This window comes from Allobosea sp. BE125 (assembly GCF_031456075.1).
In the GTDB taxonomy this organism is placed as follows: Bacteria; Pseudomonadota; Alphaproteobacteria; order Rhizobiales; family Beijerinckiaceae; genus Allobosea.
Map to the genome: position 1 here is coordinate 249,368 of NZ_JAVDTY010000003.1, position 16,095 is coordinate 265,462.

Annotated in this window: 10 protein-coding genes; 2 read left to right on the forward strand and 8 right to left on the reverse strand. The window is 67.3% G+C overall.

Annotation, left to right across the window (positions count from 1 at the left end; genetic code table 11):
• Positions 1 to 15: 15 nt before the first annotated feature.
• The 5 genes from J2Y55_RS09770 to J2Y55_RS09790 form a co-directional block, all read right to left on the reverse strand.
• Entirely contained in the window at positions 16 to 2,361 is a 2,346-nt protein-coding gene (locus tag J2Y55_RS09770; protein ID WP_310151426.1) for an OmpA family protein, read from the reverse strand.
• Between the two features lie 177 nt (positions 2,362 to 2,538).
• Positions 2,539 to 3,918 carry a porin gene (locus J2Y55_RS09775; RefSeq protein WP_310151430.1) on the reverse strand — a complete coding sequence of 460 codons (1,380 nt, stop codon included), beginning with the start codon at positions 3,916 to 3,918 and terminating at the stop codon, positions 2,539 to 2,541.
• 628 nt (positions 3,919 to 4,546) lie between these two features.
• Positions 4,547 to 8,863 carry a translocation/assembly module TamB domain-containing protein gene (locus J2Y55_RS09780; protein WP_310151433.1) on the reverse strand — a complete coding sequence of 1,439 codons (4,317 nt, stop codon included), beginning with the start codon at positions 8,861 to 8,863 and terminating at the stop codon, positions 4,547 to 4,549.
• The gene (locus J2Y55_RS09785) at positions 8,863 to 10,809 is read right to left on the reverse strand and encodes an autotransporter assembly complex protein TamA (RefSeq protein WP_310151438.1); all 1,947 of its coding nucleotides are present in this window, start codon (positions 10,807 to 10,809) and stop codon (positions 8,863 to 8,865) included. Before J2Y55_RS09785 ends, J2Y55_RS09780 begins: the two co-directional genes overlap by 1 nt.
• 178 nt (positions 10,810 to 10,987) lie before the next feature.
• A complete protein-coding gene (locus tag J2Y55_RS09790; RefSeq protein ID WP_310151442.1) occupies positions 10,988 to 11,740 on the reverse strand; it encodes a hydratase in 753 nt (250 codons plus the stop codon).
• A gap of 218 nt (positions 11,741 to 11,958) precedes the next feature.
• On the opposite strand from J2Y55_RS09790, the gene J2Y55_RS09795 reads away from it, so the two are divergent.
• Positions 11,959 to 12,312 carry a VOC family protein gene (locus tag J2Y55_RS09795; RefSeq protein WP_310151445.1) on the forward strand — a complete coding sequence of 118 codons (354 nt, stop codon included), beginning with the start codon at positions 11,959 to 11,961 and terminating at the stop codon, positions 12,310 to 12,312.
• Between the two features lie 106 nt (positions 12,313 to 12,418).
• Positions 12,419 to 12,553, forward strand: coding sequence for a hypothetical protein (locus tag J2Y55_RS09800; protein WP_310151448.1), 135 nt, complete (start codon positions 12,419 to 12,421; stop codon positions 12,551 to 12,553).
• A 223-nt stretch (positions 12,554 to 12,776) separates the two neighbouring features.
• Here the strand turns inward: J2Y55_RS09800 and J2Y55_RS09805 are convergent, their stop codons facing one another.
• The 3 genes from J2Y55_RS09805 to J2Y55_RS09815 form a co-directional block, all read right to left on the reverse strand.
• Positions 12,777 to 14,288 carry a tripartite tricarboxylate transporter permease gene (locus J2Y55_RS09805; protein ID WP_310151451.1) on the reverse strand — a complete coding sequence of 504 codons (1,512 nt, stop codon included), beginning with the start codon at positions 14,286 to 14,288 and terminating at the stop codon, positions 12,777 to 12,779.
• 32 nt (positions 14,289 to 14,320) lie between these two features.
• Positions 14,321 to 14,809, reverse strand: coding sequence for a tripartite tricarboxylate transporter TctB family protein (locus J2Y55_RS09810; protein WP_310151454.1), 489 nt, complete (start codon positions 14,807 to 14,809; stop codon positions 14,321 to 14,323).
• A gap of 200 nt (positions 14,810 to 15,009) precedes the next feature.
• Positions 15,010 to 16,005 (reverse strand): tripartite tricarboxylate transporter substrate binding protein, encoded by a 996-nt coding sequence (locus J2Y55_RS09815; RefSeq protein WP_310151458.1) that lies wholly within the window; start codon positions 16,003 to 16,005, stop codon positions 15,010 to 15,012.
• Positions 16,006 to 16,095: the final 90 nt, after the last annotated feature.

The window sequence follows — 16,095 nt, forward strand, 5'->3', positions numbered from 1 at the left end:
AACCCCTGACAGCCTCTATTTCGCGACCGTGAACTGAACGCGCCGGTTCATCACCCGCGCATCGGGGGCGCCGTGAGGCACCAGCGGTCTGTCCGTGCCGAAGCCGGCGACAGTCAGTTGAGCCGGGTCGATGCCGCGCCGGACGAGCTCGTCGCGCACGCGCAAGGCCCGACGCTCGGACAGGTCGAGATTGTTGAAGCCACGCCACTCGCCGTCGCGATTGGCGTGCCCCTCGATGACGACGCGCGAGGCCGGGCACTGTTTCAGGATGGCGAAGGCCTCATTGACGACCCGTTCGGTCGTGGGGTCGAGCGGGACCACGGCGGTGCCTTGCCCGAACAGCACCGTGTTGCGCTTGGTCAAGGCGTCCAGATCGTTCTGGCAGGTGTTGGGCGGGTCGATGACACAGCCGGTCTGGCGCAAGCCGACGGAGGCGGAAACCTTGAGCGGCTCCTCCGCGGTGGCCGCGCTGGTCTCGACCTCCCTCTTGATCAGGTCGCGGCAGGTCAACCCCTGGATCACGGCGCCATCTTCGCTGAGGCTGGCCGAGCCGAGATCGAGCCTGAGCAGGTTGACCAGCGCGACATGTGCCGCAGCAGTGAAGCCTGCGGGCGCCCCCGACAGGAGTGTGGTCGAGTCGCTGACCTTGCCGCGCAGTGACGACGCCTCGACCAGCGCCAGCAAATCCTCGCGGGAGCGCGCGTCAGGCAGATATCCCGTCATCGAGACGCCGGATTTGTCGACGGTGAGCCGCAGGCCGTAGGGCCGGACCGCGAAGGCGCCGGCAGCGGTCCCGCTCTTGAGGCTGAGGCCGGCAAGCATCGGTTGGCGGGCCAGCGCCGCCTCCAGGGCGCGCAAGCCCGCCTCATCGGCGACGTCGCCGGACAAAGCGAGCTCCGAACGGTCGAGCGAGATCGTGCCGCGCGTCATGCTGCCCAGAAGCTCGAAGGCGAAGCGCGTCGCGGAGGCGTAGTCCGGCGTCGCCACGAGGTTGGGCTCCACTGTCGTGCGATCATCGAGCGGGCCCGCATTCGCCAGGCCGGAAGCGGCGCGCAAAGCCGCTCGCGCGGCCTCATCGCGCACCAGACCGGTGACGACCAGGCCTTGCTCGGTCTTCTCAGCCTGCCAGCGCAACATGACGGGAGCCGGAGCCGGCACGGGAGGCGCTGCCGGCGCAGGCGGAGCCGATCCTTGTGCCACCCCTTGGACTGCGCCGTCGGTCGAGGCTGGCGGTGCGCTTGCCGGTGGCGAGCTTGTCGCCCCGGGCGTCAGTGTGGGCGCGGCCGGAACGGAAAGCGCCGGGACCGGAAGTGGCGCAGGCGGCGGTGCGGGTGGGCACGCGATCATCGCCTTGGCGACGGAATCAGGCCCATCAAGCTGGGCGACGAGCAATCGCAAAGCCTGGCAGGCCTCGAAATCGTCCGGCCCCGCGCCGGTCAATTCATAAGCGTCTCCAACGAGTTCGGCCGTTCCGTTGCGCAGGCGGGCGAGATCGCCGATCGCGCGCGTCGCTTTGGCGAGAAACGCGGCGGGTGCGCCGAGCGCCGGCTTGGTCAGATCGTTGAGTGACGCCGGTTCGGGAAAGCTGCGGCGCAGCAGCGCCTGGAGCTGCCGCCGGACATCCTCGGACGGATAAGAACCGGTGACCGCCACGGAACCGTCGGCCGCGCGTTCCGCGCTCCAGCGATAGGGCGCGACCACCGGCGGCTCGAGCGCGCAATCGACGGGTTGGAAACCGCCTTTCGCCAGATTGGGCATGGCGCTCTTCAGGGCCAGGAAGGCGTCAGGCGTATCGGCGCTGCCCTCGATGCAGAAGCGGCCGTCATCCAGCGCGACCTTGCCGGAAGACAGCTTCGGCAACTCCGCGAGCAGGGTTTTGGTCATCTCGGCAAAGCCCATTGGGGCGCCGAAGGCGAGGCTCTGGCGATCCTCAATCCGCAGGCCGGGCAAAGCAGCGCCGGCCGTTGCGACATTGGCCGTGGCCGTGGCTTCATCGGGCACGGAGCCGCTGAGCGTGACCACGCCGCCCTGGCGCATCGCAGACCAGCTATAGGGTCGCTGCGCCACGGCCTGCGACAAGCCGCCGAGCGCGCGTCGCACGCCGAATTCCGAACGAAGTTGCGCCATCGCCTTGGCCGCGCCATCGGCAGAGAGCGCCTCACCGCCGATCGAGACGTCGCGGCCGACGACCTGCGCCACGATCGGCCGCGCACCGGGCGCCTGCCCCGCCGCCGAACTTGCAGCCTGCATGGCGCGGTTGCCGACATCGTGTTGAATGGCATCGTCGAGAGCGAGGTTGCCCATGCCCCAGAGCAAGGCGAGCGGCGCCAAACCCCAAAGCCAACGCAGCGGTTGCCCCATCCTCGAATTCCCCGCAGCCAGCCTGGACCCGCACGCTTCGGTTGCGCACGATCACCCGGCCCTCAAGTCAGGCCGGATCATGGGGTTCTGTCAAGCTTCTTGCCTTAACCCACGCTGAACAAACAAAAAAAAGCCCCGGGTTTCCCCGGGGCTTCTCGACTGAGATCGGAAGACCGATCAGAAGTCGCGCTGGATGCGCAGACGACCCTGGAAGGTGTCGTCGGCCTTGATCGTGCGGCCCGTGATCGCCTGGTCGGCGGTGAAGGCAGCGACGCGCTTGCTGGTCTCGACGCGGGCGTAGAGAACTTCCACACCGATGTCGAGGCCGGCGACCGGCGACCAGATCAGGTTGGTGCCGACGCGGATTTCGCGCGGGTCGAGGGTCGAAACAGCCGCGCTGTAGTCCAGCTTGGAGTACGAACCATAGACACCCTGACGGATCGTGGGGGTCCAGTAGTGGAGCAGGCCGGCCGTCAGGGCGTAGCCCTTGGTCAGGTGAGCCTTGCCGAGCGAGTCGAGAGCAACGTCCGAGTTGTTGACGTTGAGACGGCCAGCGCGGCTGGAAGCACCCCAGGTCGACTGCGTCGAAGCGCCGCCGTAGCCGAGGTAGGAGAGACCACCCTCAGAGTAAGCAGCCTGCAACCAGAGATAGTCGCCAGCGGCGAGCATCGGCAGGTTGATCTTGACGCCGCCCTGAACGGCGAAGCCGTACTGGTCGTCGTTCGACAGGTTGGAGCCGGTGCCGATGCCGGTGGTGCCGATCGGGCCAGTCGTGTTGCGCTGAAGAAGAGCGCCCGACAGCTGAGCGGAGCCCCAGCCCTGGGTGATGTTGATGTTACCAACAACGTCCGGGATGGTCTGGCCGCCGAGGGTCGCAGTGGAAACGCCAGCGACGTTGGTGGTGATGGCGCCAACCTGCTCACGCTCCGAGCGGTCTTCCAGCGACAGGGTCGCCGAGATGCCCGAACCGAAGGTCGCGGTGTAGGCGATCAGGTTGCCGGCAAGGTCCGAGCCACGGATGACGCCATAGTTCAGGTCGTCAGCGTAGAAGTCGAAGAACGACTGAGCGCGACCAGCGGTGATCGGGCCGAACTGGATGAAGGCCTTGTCGAGCTGGGCGTTCTTCTGATCGTTGCCGGAGCCCGAGGGACCAGCGGTGCCGCCACGAGCAGCACCGGCCCAAACGCCGTTGCCGTTGAAGGACTGGCCGTAGACGCCGTTCGAGTTGGTCATCTCGAAGCGGACGAAGGTGCGCAGCGTGCCGTAAGCGGTCGCGGTGCGGGCGTCGATGTTCAGACGACCACGAGCGCGGAAGCCGTAGCCGTCCTGGCCGCGGTTGAAGCGCTCGGCGACGCCGTATTCAGCGCGAACACGACCACCGACGCGCAGGCAGGTTTCCGTGCCCGGGATGTAGAAGAAGCCCGCGCCGTAGGTGGAGCAGACACGAACGTATTCGACCGGAGCGGCCTTCCGCGAGGGAAGATCGGCGGCCTGAGCCCCGGCAACCGCGGCGATACCGGCGGCAGAACCGAGGAGGAGGCTCTTAACGAGCTTCATTGGTAACCTCCAAAATGAGTTTCGAGACCCTCGGGCTTCGGTTCGCTTTCTCGGCAGCGGGTCCCAGGAGACCAAACCGCCAGCTTACCTATTCCCGGCCTTTCGCCCGCGTCCCTGAACCATTCAGAGGCGAAGACGAAAAACAGCGACCGGGAATGTCCCGACGCAGGTTCACCATACGAATGCCGGATTGCCGATCAACCTCGATCACGCCGCCGAGAGGTCCAGGGGGGTGCTTTGGAACCCGGTGTTGCAGGAGCGCCACGCTTTGAGGGCCGAAATTTACCAGCTCTTAACCGTGGTCGCCCGGATCGGCCTTTCAGCGGGTCCGCACGGGTAGAATCGCATTCCCGGCAGCCACAGGGTCATTCGGGAGGGTTGGTGGTGATTCCCCGTCGTGAGGCGCGGCGCCCTCTTCCCTTCTCCTGGATGGGAGAAGGTGCCCCGAGCCCTATCGTCATACTCGGGCGCAGAGCCGAGCATCTCGTGCCGGAAGAGCTTCCCTTTTGCCAACGCCTCGGGCGGACTGAGATTCTCGGGTCTGCGCTGCGCTCCGCCCGAGAATGACGCACCATCTTCGTCATTCCCGGGCTTGCCGCGAGAATCGCATGACGGCACTCAGGGGCGTTCAATATTCCCATTCCGCCCCAACGCCGACCGAGGCAGAGCCGTCCGCCCCGGTCTCGGCCTGGACCTTCAGGCGGCGGGTGACGTCGATCCCGATCGAGACGCCGCTATCCTCGGGCTTGGCCCCTGCCTTCACGCCGATCGAGACATTGTTGCCGATATAACGGGAGGCGCCGACCGTCGGCCCGCCCGCCCCGACCTGAATGTCGAGATTGTCGACGCCGAGCGACTTGCGCAGCCGCTCGAAGGAATCGTCGCCGCCGCCCCCGGCGAACTGGGCGGCCGTCTGCGCGAGCTGCAGCGCCTGGAAGGCCGAGAGCGAGCCCGAGGCGCGGGCGAACAGGATGCGCGACAACACCTCGTCCTGCGGCAGCTCGGGCTGCGAGGTGAAGGCGAAGGCCGGCTGGTCGGCCGGGCCCGTGATCAGGATCTTGGCCGTGACGTCCGATGCGCGCGTCTCGGCGACGAAATCGAGCTCTGGAATCGTGCCGCCAGTGAAGCTCAAGCGGCCACGGCTGAAATCGAGGCGCTGGCTCAGCACGCTGAGGCGGCCGCGCCTGAGATCGAAGCCGCCATCGAGCGCGGGAGCGGCCAGCGAGCCACTGAGGCGAATCTCTCCGCCGAGTTCGGCGTCGATGCCGCGCCCCCGGATGAAGACGCGATTCGGCGCGGCGACCACCAGCGCCAGCGCAGCGTCAAAAGCGGGTGCCGGCCGGCCCCTGCCTTTCCCGACCGGTTTGGCCTTGCGTGCAGCGGCGAGACGCGCGGCCGCCGTGCCCGTCGCCTTGATGTGCCTGATGCCGTCCACCGGCCGCAGCGAGGCCGGCAACCGATCCGGCACCGCGACATCGAGCGAGACGACATCGACCCGACCACCGATGCGCGGGCGCTGCGCCAGCGGCCCGGCGATATCGAGTCCGAGATCGGCGACGACTGTGACGATGCCGTTGGCGACGAGCTGGGCGCGCTGCCCCTGGATGCGTAGCTGGCCCGGGAAGCCCGCCGCCGGATCGAGCCTGACCTGCCCACTGGCCGAGAGCGTGCCGCCATTGGCGGTGCCGGCGACGGCGCGCTCGATCGTCAGCTTCTCGCCGGTCGCCGCGATACGCGCCTCGATCCCGGTCAGGCGCATGCCCTGCAAGGCATCGGTGAAGCTGCCCTTGGCAAAGGTCGCCGTGCCGCTGAGGCGCGGGGCGGCGGCCGTCCCCACTGCCCGCATGTCGAGAGCCATCGCCCCGGTCAGCCTCTGCCCTTGAGCCGCTATCATCGGATTGGCGAGCGCAGCGTCGAGCGTGCCCTGCGCCGAGAGATCGAGCGCGCCAGCGGCGCCAAGAGGCGCGGAGCCGCGCAGGCTCAGATTCGCGAGCTTCCCGGCGTTCAGCGTCGCATTGACGCTGGTGCGATTGCCATCGAACTGGCCATTGCCGTCGATCGCGATCGGCGGCAGGCCGGCGCTGCGGGTTTCCGGCGTCGCCAGTCCCGCGATGCGCAACTGCCAGGGGCCGGTCAGCGCATCCGGCCGGCCTTTCACCTGCGCCTGCGCATTGAGCGTTCCCGCGAGATCCAGATTGGGAGCAGCGATGCGGGCAGCCGAGAGCGGCACGTCACGGGCGGTCAGGCGCAGATCGAGCGTCTCGCCGGCGCGCCCATCCAGCGTCAGGCGGCCGCGATCGATCGCCAGCGCCAGATCGGCGATCTCGACGCCCCCGGTCGGAAAGCTCAGCCTGGCCGGCTGGCTGAGCGCGATGCGCCGCCCGTCGCGGCGCGCCTCGAAGGAGGCCAGTTCCAATCGCAGCGGCTCGGCCGGAAGGAGCCGGCCCGCCCCGTTCAAGGCAAAGCCGCGTGCAGCCGCGCTCAGGGTGAAGGCGCTGGCCTCAGGCGCACCCTTCGAATCAAAGCGGATCGAGCTCACCGGCTCGCCCGCCAGGACCGCCCTGTCGATCGCAAGCGCGGCATCGAGCTGCGGTTTGCCGAAGACGTCGCGAGCGGCAACTGTGGCATCCAACTTGTCGATCGCGAGCGAAGGGCCGACGAGCTTCGCAGCCCGCGCGGTCAGATCGAGATTCTGCCGCCCCTCGACCACCGCCAGCGCGATATCGGCGTCGAGCTGGCCACCGAGCTTGGTCAGGGCCAGCGCCGAGAGATCGTCGAGATTGCGCGCGGCGAGCGTCAACCGGCCAGCGGCGCGGCTGGCGGGATCGAGCGTGATCGCGCCATTCAGCCTGACCGAGCCGATGCCGAGATCGAGGCTCGAGAGGTTCCAGCCATCATCTGGGCCGCGCGCGAGCCGGACGCGACCCGTGGCGGGCTTGGCATCGACCTCGCCATCGAGCGCAAGCGTCGTGTCGAGCGCGCCTTGCAGATCGCGGATCGTGGCATCGATCACCAGGCGCGGAATCGGCCGGGCGAGCGCCGTCGCATTGGTGACGGCGATGCGGGCCGTGGCGTCGAGCTTGTCGAGCGGGCCGGTCAGCTGCGCGGTCGCCTCGGCGCGCCCGGACAGGCGCGGATCGGCGCGCTTCAGATCGGGCAGCGCCAGGGCGATGCGCAGATCCGAGCGCTCATGCCCGACCCCGCCATCGGCGGTCAGGGTCGCGTGCTGCCCGGTGACGCGCAGGCCGGTAACCGTAACATCGGCGGCGAGCGCCCTGATCTGGCCGGCGAGCGCCAGATTGCCGGCCAGCAGGCGGTCGAGCACGGCGTCGCCAGTGGCGAGCTCTGCGGCACGCCCGTTCAGCGCCACGCCATAGGTGTTTGTGCGCGGGGTCGCGTCGAGATCGGCCGTGACATCGGCGCGGCCCGCCAATGCCCGCCCGGCAAACCCGCTCAGGCGCGACAGATCGGGCAGGAGCAGCTTCGCCTGGCCGAGCATGCGGGCCTGGCCGAGCTTGCCCTTGTAGTCGACTTCGACACCCGACATGGCCAGCCGCAATGTCTCGAAATCGGCGGTGGCGTCGTCATTGCTGGCGCCGCGCAAGCTGAAGCTGACGCGCTCGCCGACGATGCGCGCCAGCTTCGGGTCGGCCAGCGCGACGCCCGTCGCCTCGCCATCGGAGACCAGCACGACCTTGGTCCCCGCCTCGCCGATCGTGCCGGTCGGCGTCGCGGTGAAGCGGGCGGCAAGCTTGCCGAGCGTGCCCATTGGAAGCTTCGCGTCCTGCGCATCCAATGTCGCGACAATGCGCGGGCCCGCCACCGGACCTTTGACCGTCGCCTCGAAAGCGAGCTTGCCGATCTCCGTGCCCGAGGACACCGTGCGGCTGCCGGCATTGGGGCGCGCGGCGGCGGTGAGGCGCAGATCGACCGTCCGGTCGGGCGCATAGCGCCCGAGCACATCGAGCCGGGCAAGCGCCGAGACCAGCGCCAGATTGCGGATATCGACGCCGCCATCGTCGCTGAAGCCGACCGCGCCATCGAGCCGTGTCGAGCCGGCGAAGACCGGCGCGGCCGCGGCCGGCATCAGCCCTTCGATGCGCGCATCAAGCGCCAAAGCGAGGTCACGCCCCGCGCCGACGCGGGAGAGATTGGCCGAGCCTTGCGCGCCGATGGTCTCGCCGGCGGTGAAAGCAAGCGTCGAGCGGAAGGAGTCCAGCGGACCGTCGCCATTGATGTCGAGCTTGACCGGCGCCTCGCTCGGCAGGTTGGCCAGGCGCGAGATCAAGCCGCCCGGCGCCTCGTCCAGCTTGGCCGCGATCTGCAGCCGCGTCGTCTGCGGGATGAAGCCGAGGCGCACGGTGAACTCACCCTGCCTGTCGAGCCGGCGTGCCTCGAGCCTGAGATCGAGCCCCTCCGCCGGCGGCCCCAGCGTCGCCGAGCCGGTTGCGCCCAGGCGCGCCGCCGTACCGAGAACCGGCTCGCCAAGCGAAAGTTCGCCGAGCTGGAATGCGGTGACGATGACCTTGAGCGGCAGCTCCGGCAGAATCGGCTGGTCGTTGGCGGCTGCCGCTCCCGGCTGCGGCACGGGCTTGCGCAGGATCTCGAGCTTGCCGATCTCGAGCCGGTTCACCTCCAGCCTGCGCAGCAGCAGCGCCGTGCGGGTCCAGATCAACCGGGCGCGGTCGAGCCGGAGCCAGGGGCCGTCACGATCGGACAGCACGATGTCGCGGATCGTGACGTCGGAGGAGAGCGCGCCGTCGACCGCGCCGATCGAGACCTGGCTGGTGTCGCTCGACAGCGCCCGCGAGATCAGATCGGCGACGACGCCGCGATCGCTCTGGGCGTTCTGGGCGAAGCCGGCGAAATGGGCTGAGACGAGCAGGACCACGCCAAGGACGAGGGCCGAGAGCGCCAGGCGCGGAAAGGTCAAGAGGCGCGCCATCAGAAGGCCTGCCCGATGCTGATATAGACCGCGACCGGCTTGTCGCCCTTGCGCGGGTTGAGGGGGGCTGCGACGTCGAGCCTGATCGGGCCGATCGGCGTGTAATAGCGCAGGCCGAGGCCGGCCGAATATTGCAGCTCCTGCTTGAAGTTCGGCAGGCTGGATTCGAAGGCCATGCCGGCATCGAAGAACGGCACCAGGCCGATCGTATCGGTGACCTTGATGCGGGCCTCCACCGAGGCCTCGAACAGGCTGCGCCCGCCGGTCAATTGCCCGAGCGGCCCGAGCGGCGAGAGCGAGCGATAGGCATAGCCGCGGACCGAGCCGCCGCCACCGGCATAGAAGCGCCGCGTCGCCGGGATGTCCGCGAGCTTCTCGCCGGCGATCGAGCCCAGCCCGACGCGGCCGGCGAGTACATAGCGGGCGTCCTCGTCGAGCGCGTAATAGCCGGAGACCGCGGCCTTAGACTGCACGACATTGACGGTGGAGCCGAGGAAGCTCGGATAGGGCGTGACCGAGGCCGTGGCCCGGATGCCGCGCGTCGCGTCGAGCAGGCTGTCGGTCGAATCATACTTCACCGAGAGCGGAATGCCGACCAGGGTGTAGTCGACCTGCCCCAGCACATCGCTGGTCTGGCCGCGCTCGACCTCCAGCCCGGCCTGGACCGAGAAGGTGTCGCTGAAGCGCCGGCGGATCGCGGTCGTCACATTGGCGTAGCGCGCGGTGTAGCCGCCATAGCGGTTGGTGCCGACGCGTTCGCGCGCGCCCGTGCCGTCGACCAGCCAGTCATAGCGCGTGCCCCAGAGAGCCGGCTTCATGAAGCTGACCGCGAAGCGCCCGCCGAGATCGGAGCGCTCGAAATCGTCGAAGCTGCCGATCTTGGTGCCATTGATGCGCGGTGCCAGGAAGATATCGCCTTCGAGGCGTAGCTTCTCGGCCCCGCCGAACAGGTTGCGATGCTCCCAATAGGTCTTCACCGCCGGGCCATCGATGGTGGAGTAGCGGGCGGAGAAGCCGATCAGGCGCTTGGGCCGTTCGGTGACATCGACGAAAACCGGCAGATTGCCGGCAGCATCGAGCTTGTCCGCCTCGCGGATGCGCACCGAACCGATGGCGGGAATGGTCGCGACCGATTTGCGCGTATCCGCCAGCGCCTTGGGCGAATAAGGGTCGCCCGGTTCGAGATAGATGAAGGAGCGCACCACGGCGGGCGGGATATCCCCGGTCTCGCCGATCGTGACCGCACCGAAGCCGGCGAGCGGGCCGGGCTCGACGACATAGGTCACATCCATGATCCGCGCGGCATGGTCGACCACGGGCCGCATTTCGACCACCTTGGCGAGCGGGCGCGACTGGTTGCGCAGATGGTCGACGAGCGCGGCTTGCGCCGCGCGCAGCGAGGCCGAGGTCGCGGCATCGCCGGGCTTGAGCTTGGAGACCCTGGCCGGGTCGGCGATGACCGGCGGGCCCTCCCCGCGCTCGACGACGGCGACATTGCGCAGGCCGAAGACCGGGCCGGGCTGAACGCGGACCGAGATCGGAACCGGCTCGCGATTGCGATGCGCCTCGGCGGCGCGTACCAGGGCTGCACCGGGTTCGCCATCGGGCTTCAACACGACGCCGTCGACGGCGAGCGCGACCTCGGCGTTGAAATAGCCCTGCGACCAGAGCGCATCGACCAGCGGATTGAGATCGGCGGCCATGCGCCGCGCCAGGGTCTCGCCATCAGGCGGCGCGTCCTGGCGCAGGCGATAGAGCAGCGAGGCGTCCTGCAGGGTACGGGTCAGCGCCTTGGCGTCTGCGGCGTCGCCGAGATCGAAGCTGAGCTGATAGGGCAGCGCGCTGGTGCTGACCGCGGGAGGCTGTTCCTTGGAGCCGAACAGGCCAAAGACGTCCAGCGAGGAGAAATCGAAGGCCTCGGCCGGCGTCGGCTGTCCACCAAGCATCGCGGCGAAAGCGCAAACGCCTCCACCCGCGACATTGCGGGACACTTTCCGCCACAACCGCATCCACCCTCCCAACGACGCCACCAGCACGCAACGAATAAGGTCGAACTGTGTTCTGAACATGATGGAAACATTGCCGATGATCTGGTGCTCATCGGCAATGTCTTGAGCTTAAAGCCTAACGCAGCGTCAGAGATACTGTCGCCAGCGGACTCAACTTCGTCACGATCTCGCCCTTTCCGGGCGAGAGCACGCCGCCGCAGAGGCTGCCGGTGGTGACGATCTGGCCGGCGCGCAGGCCGCCCATGAAATCCTGCTTGCGGTTGGCCCAGGCGAGGAAGGGCGCCATCGGATCGCCATTCGCATGCACTGCAGGCTTGTCATAGATCGTGACGCCGTTGAGCGAGATGAAGCAGCCGAGCGCGGTCGGATCGTCGAGCGTCTTGATGTCGAGTTCGGGGCCGAGCAGGTAGCCGCCATGACCGAGCGCATCGGCCAGCCAGAGCGCGAAGGGAACGCCCGTCCAGTTGGCGAGGCGGCTCTCGACGATCTCGATGCCGAGATAGGCCTTGTCGCAATGGCCGAGCAGTTCGGCGCGCGAATAGGGCTGGCTCGGCCGGAATGGCACGTCGCTGGCGAGCCGCAGGGCGATCTCGATCTCGACGCGCAATTCGGCGCCGATCGCGCCCTCATAGACATCGCCGGGCTTGAGATAGGGGCCGGGCATGATGCCCGCGACCGGCAACCCGTCCTCGGCGATCGCGACCTTCCAGCCGGCTTCCGGCTGCTTCAGCACCTTGGCGATCTCGGCCTGCACGCCCAGCCCCTCGCCGAAGGAAGCCGGCACGGGCTGGCTCGCCATCTCGATCAGGCTCTTGCCGCGGCGGGCGGCGACCAGCGCATCGCGCAAGGTTTCGGTCGTGGTCGGCATTGCGTCTCTTCCCTGTCGGCTTGTCTGTCGGCTTGGTGACGATCATCTGCCGCCCATGCAGCATGGACGGCCTCGCGCTTGCCAAACAGCTACAGTAGCAGGAGCCCTCCGGACAACCCGCATCGCGATGCGACCTGCTGCCATGAGCTGACGGCCCTTTGCGGTCGAGCTTACGCCGCATCACCGATTTCGCCCGGCAATCACAGGAGGACAGCACCATGACGGCTTCGCAGAACGACCGGCGCATCGACTATGTCGAATTCAACGTCGCCGATCTCGCGCGGACGCGCGCCTTCTACGAAACGGCCTTCGGCTGGAGGATGACCGATTACGGGCCGGAGTACTGCGCCTTCGCTGACGGCCGGCTCGAAGGCGGCTTCACCACGCAAGGAACGCCTAATCCGGGCGGGCCGCTGGTCATCCTCTATGCCGACGACCTTGCCGCGACGCAGGCGGGCATCGAGGCGGCGGGCGGGCGCATCGTCAAGCCGGTGTTCGATTTCCCCGGCGGAAGGCGTTTCCACTTCGCCGATCCCGATGGCTACGAGCTGGCGGTGTGGTCGAAGGTCTGAGGCGGCAGCCATTCCCCTGCGTTACGCAATGCAGACCTGTCGAAATTTCAAAGGCATAGACCCAGCGTCGTGATAGAATCGCTTCCGTGAACAAGGGAGGCGGTCGATGCGCATTATCGTGCAGTTGCTTTCAGCCTATGTCGCCTGGCTCAGCCAGGAGCTTCTGGTGACGCCGGATCTCATCACGAAAGACCGGCGAGGCAACCTGCCCCCGCCCTCCGGCGGTATCGGGGCGTTTTGAATTAGCCTCGGCGACGGCCACGAAAATTCAGTTTGCCGAACGCAGCAACACCCGCGCCGTCATTCCGGGCAAGCGGAGCGCAGACCCGGGATCCGTCGTAGAGTGCAGTTCCCTACGATGGACCCCGGATCAGCGCCGCTCCGCGGCTTGCCAGGGATGACGGCGCGGATGCGCGCGCCAGTTCGATCAGGCCGTTGCCACTCCGACGAAGATCGCTCCCCATTCAGACGGTGCGCGGTGCACTCCTGCCACGCAAGCGGCGGACGAGAGAGCCGATCAGCGGCATGAACAACAGCGCGAGACCGATCGTCATCAGCGTCGCGACCAGCGGGTTCGCCCAGAAGATCCTGAGCGAGCCCTGGCTGAAGATCATCGACTGGCGGAAGGCGTCCTCGGCCTTGTCGCCGATGACCATGGCGAGCACGAGCGGCGCGATCGGATAGTCGAGCTTCTTGAAGACATAGCCGACGAGGCCGAAAACCAGCGCCAGCCAGATGTCGAACTCCTTGCTCGCGGCGGTGTAGGCGCCGATGAAACAGATCACCACGATCACCGGCCCGATGATCGAGAACGGGATGCGCAGGATCGAGGCGAAGAGCGGCACAGTCGCCAGCACCACGACGACCGCGACGACATTGCCGAGATACATCGAGGCGATCAGGCCCCAGACGAAATCCGGCCGGTCGGTGAACAGCGTCGGGCCCGGGTTGAGCCCCCAGATCATCAAGCCGCCCATCATCACGGCGGCCGTCGCAGAGCCTGGAATGCCGAGCGCCAGCATCGGCAGCATCGCCGCCGAGCCTGCGGCATGGTCGGCCGTCTCGGGCGCGATCACACCTTCTGGATCACCCTTGCCGAAGGTCTCGGGATGGCGCGAGGAGCGCTTGGCCATGGCGTAGCTCATGAAGGAGGCCGCCGTCGGTCCTCCCGGCGTAATGCCCATCCAGATACCGATCAGGCTCGAACGCAGCAGTGCCACCCAGTAGCGTGGCAGCTTGACGGCCGTGCGCAGCACATCACCGATGCGCACCTTGGCGGCAACGCCGTCGAATTTCAGCCCCTCCTCCATCGTCAGCAGCAATTCGCCGATGCCGAACAGGCCGATCACCGCGATCAGGAAGCTGACGCCGGCGAGCAGGACGTCGAAATCATAGGTCAGCCGGACATTGCCGGAGACCGAATCCATGCCGACGGCCGCAAGCGTGAAGCCGATGCCCATCGAGACGATGGTCTTCAGCGGCGAGGCGCCGCCAAGCCCGATGAAGCTGGCGAAGGTCATGAAATAGACCGCGAAATACTCCGGAGAGGAAAAGCGCAGCGCGAATTTCGCGACCCAGCCCGAGAGCAGCGTGATCAGGATGACGCCGGCAAGCGCCCCGAAGCCGGCCGAGAGGAAGGCGAAGGCAAGCGCCTCGGTCGCCTTGCCCTGCTTGGCCATGGGGTGGCCGTCGAAGGTCGTCGCGACCGAGGACGGTTCGCCTGGAATGTTGAACAGGATCGAGGTGGTCGAGCCGCCAAACAGCGCGCCCCAATAAAGCGAGGTCAAAAGGATGATGGCCGAGACCGGGTCCATCGAGAAAGTCAGCGGCAGGAGCAGCGATACGCCATTGGGCGCGCCAAGCCCCGGCAGGACGCCGACGAGCACGCCCAGCAGCACGCCCGCGAACATCAGCAGGATGTGGTGCGTCGTGAGCGCGACCGAAAAGCCGTGCATCAGGTTGGCGATGTTATCCATGGCTTACGGCCCCGTTTTCCGTTGCGAGCCGATCACAGGCCGATGAGAGGCTCGAGCGGGCCCTTGAGCAGGCCGATCTGGAAGAATTTCTCGAGCGCGAGATAAAAGAATGCCGCGGTTCCCAGCGCCGTCACCAGCGTCGCCGGCCAGCCATAGCGGCCCTGGAAGCGCATGGTGAAGACGAGATAGAGGAGCGTCGCCGCATACATGCCGATGGTGACGCTGAGGATGACGAAGCCCGCCATCGGCAGCAGGAACGAAGCGACGCGCCGGGCCTGCTCATGATCGAGGACGCTCTGGCGCAGGGCCGGGTCGCCGGCGACTTGCTTGCCGACCGTCAGCCCGAGCGTGCCGAGGCTCGCCAGCGCGACGAGCCCACCGACATAGAAGGGAAACGCACCCGGTTGCGGGCCCGAGGAATCCCAGCCGATGCCGAATTCGAGCGCGCCTTTGACGATGACGAGGCCGAAAGCCATAGTCGCCAGCGCGGTGACAGTCTCGGCCCAGAAGCGGGTGATCATTGGCGGGCTCCTTGATTGGAAGGCTTACCGCCATTCCCTTGTCCCATCCGCGCCGTCATCCCGGCCGGAGCGCCGGGATCCATCATAGAGCGCTGCACTTTACGATGGATTCCGGATCTGCGCCGCGGAGCCTGTGCTTGGGCCGGCCGAAGGCCGGACCCGAGGGCGGCTTGCCCAGGATGACGGCGAGGTTGTCTCGACTACTTCACCACCCAGCCTTCGCTCTCGAAGACCTTGCGGCTGGCGGTGTCGTCCTTGGCGACGAAATCGGCGAGTTCCTTGCCCTTCATGAAGCGGCTGGTCTGCGCCGTGCGGGCGACGAATTCCTGCCATTCCGGCGTCTTGCTGACCTTCTCCAGGAGATCGGCGTAGAAGGCGACCGCGTCAGCGGGAACCTCGGCCGGCAGCCAGACGGTGCGCGGCATCTGGAAGGTCTCCAGCGGCAGGCCGGCCTCCTTGCAGGTCGGGACGTCGCCCCAGCCCTTGCCCTCGAAGACCGGATCGCTCTTGGCGAGCCGCACCGGCGAGAAGACGCAAAGCGGCTTCACCTGGCCGGCCTTCCACTGGCCGATATTCTCATTGGGATTGTTGACGTTGGAATCGATATGGCCGCCGGCGAGCTGCACCGCCGCGGCGCTGCCGCCCTGGAACGGCACATAGATCCATTTCACGCCCGCCGCTTCCTGGATCATTGAGGTCAACGTCTGGTCGGTGTCCTTGGACTGGCTGCCGCCCATCTTGAAGCCCAGGGGCTTGGCCTTGACCGCATCGAGATAGCTCTTGGCGTCGGCATAGGGCGCGCTGCCATTGACCCAGAGCAGGAACTCGTCGAGCGCGAGCGCTGCAACCGGCGTCAGGTCGGTGAATTTGTAGCCGAGCTTGGCGACATAAGGCAGCAGATAGGCGTTGTTGGTACCGAAGATGACGCGGTTGGGATCGCCCTTGGCGCCCTTGCCGTAGACATAGCCTTCAGCGCCGGAGCCGCCGCCCTTGTTCACCACCACGATCGGCTGATCGATCAGCTTGTGCTTGGTGATGATCGACTGGATGACGCGGGCGAAATTATCGGTGCCGCCGCCGGCCCCCGAGGTCACGACGAATTCGATGGGCTTGGTCGGCTGCCAAGCCTGCGCTGCGCTTGCTCCACCGAGCGCGAAAGCACCCGCGAGCGCGGCCGTGATGCTGAACGATTTCATATACTTCTCCCTGATGTTTGGTTCTTTCGGGGCGGCTCTTGAGGCGGCCGCCCTCGATGGAATGCTGTTGTCTTGAGCCGCCGCCTCGTC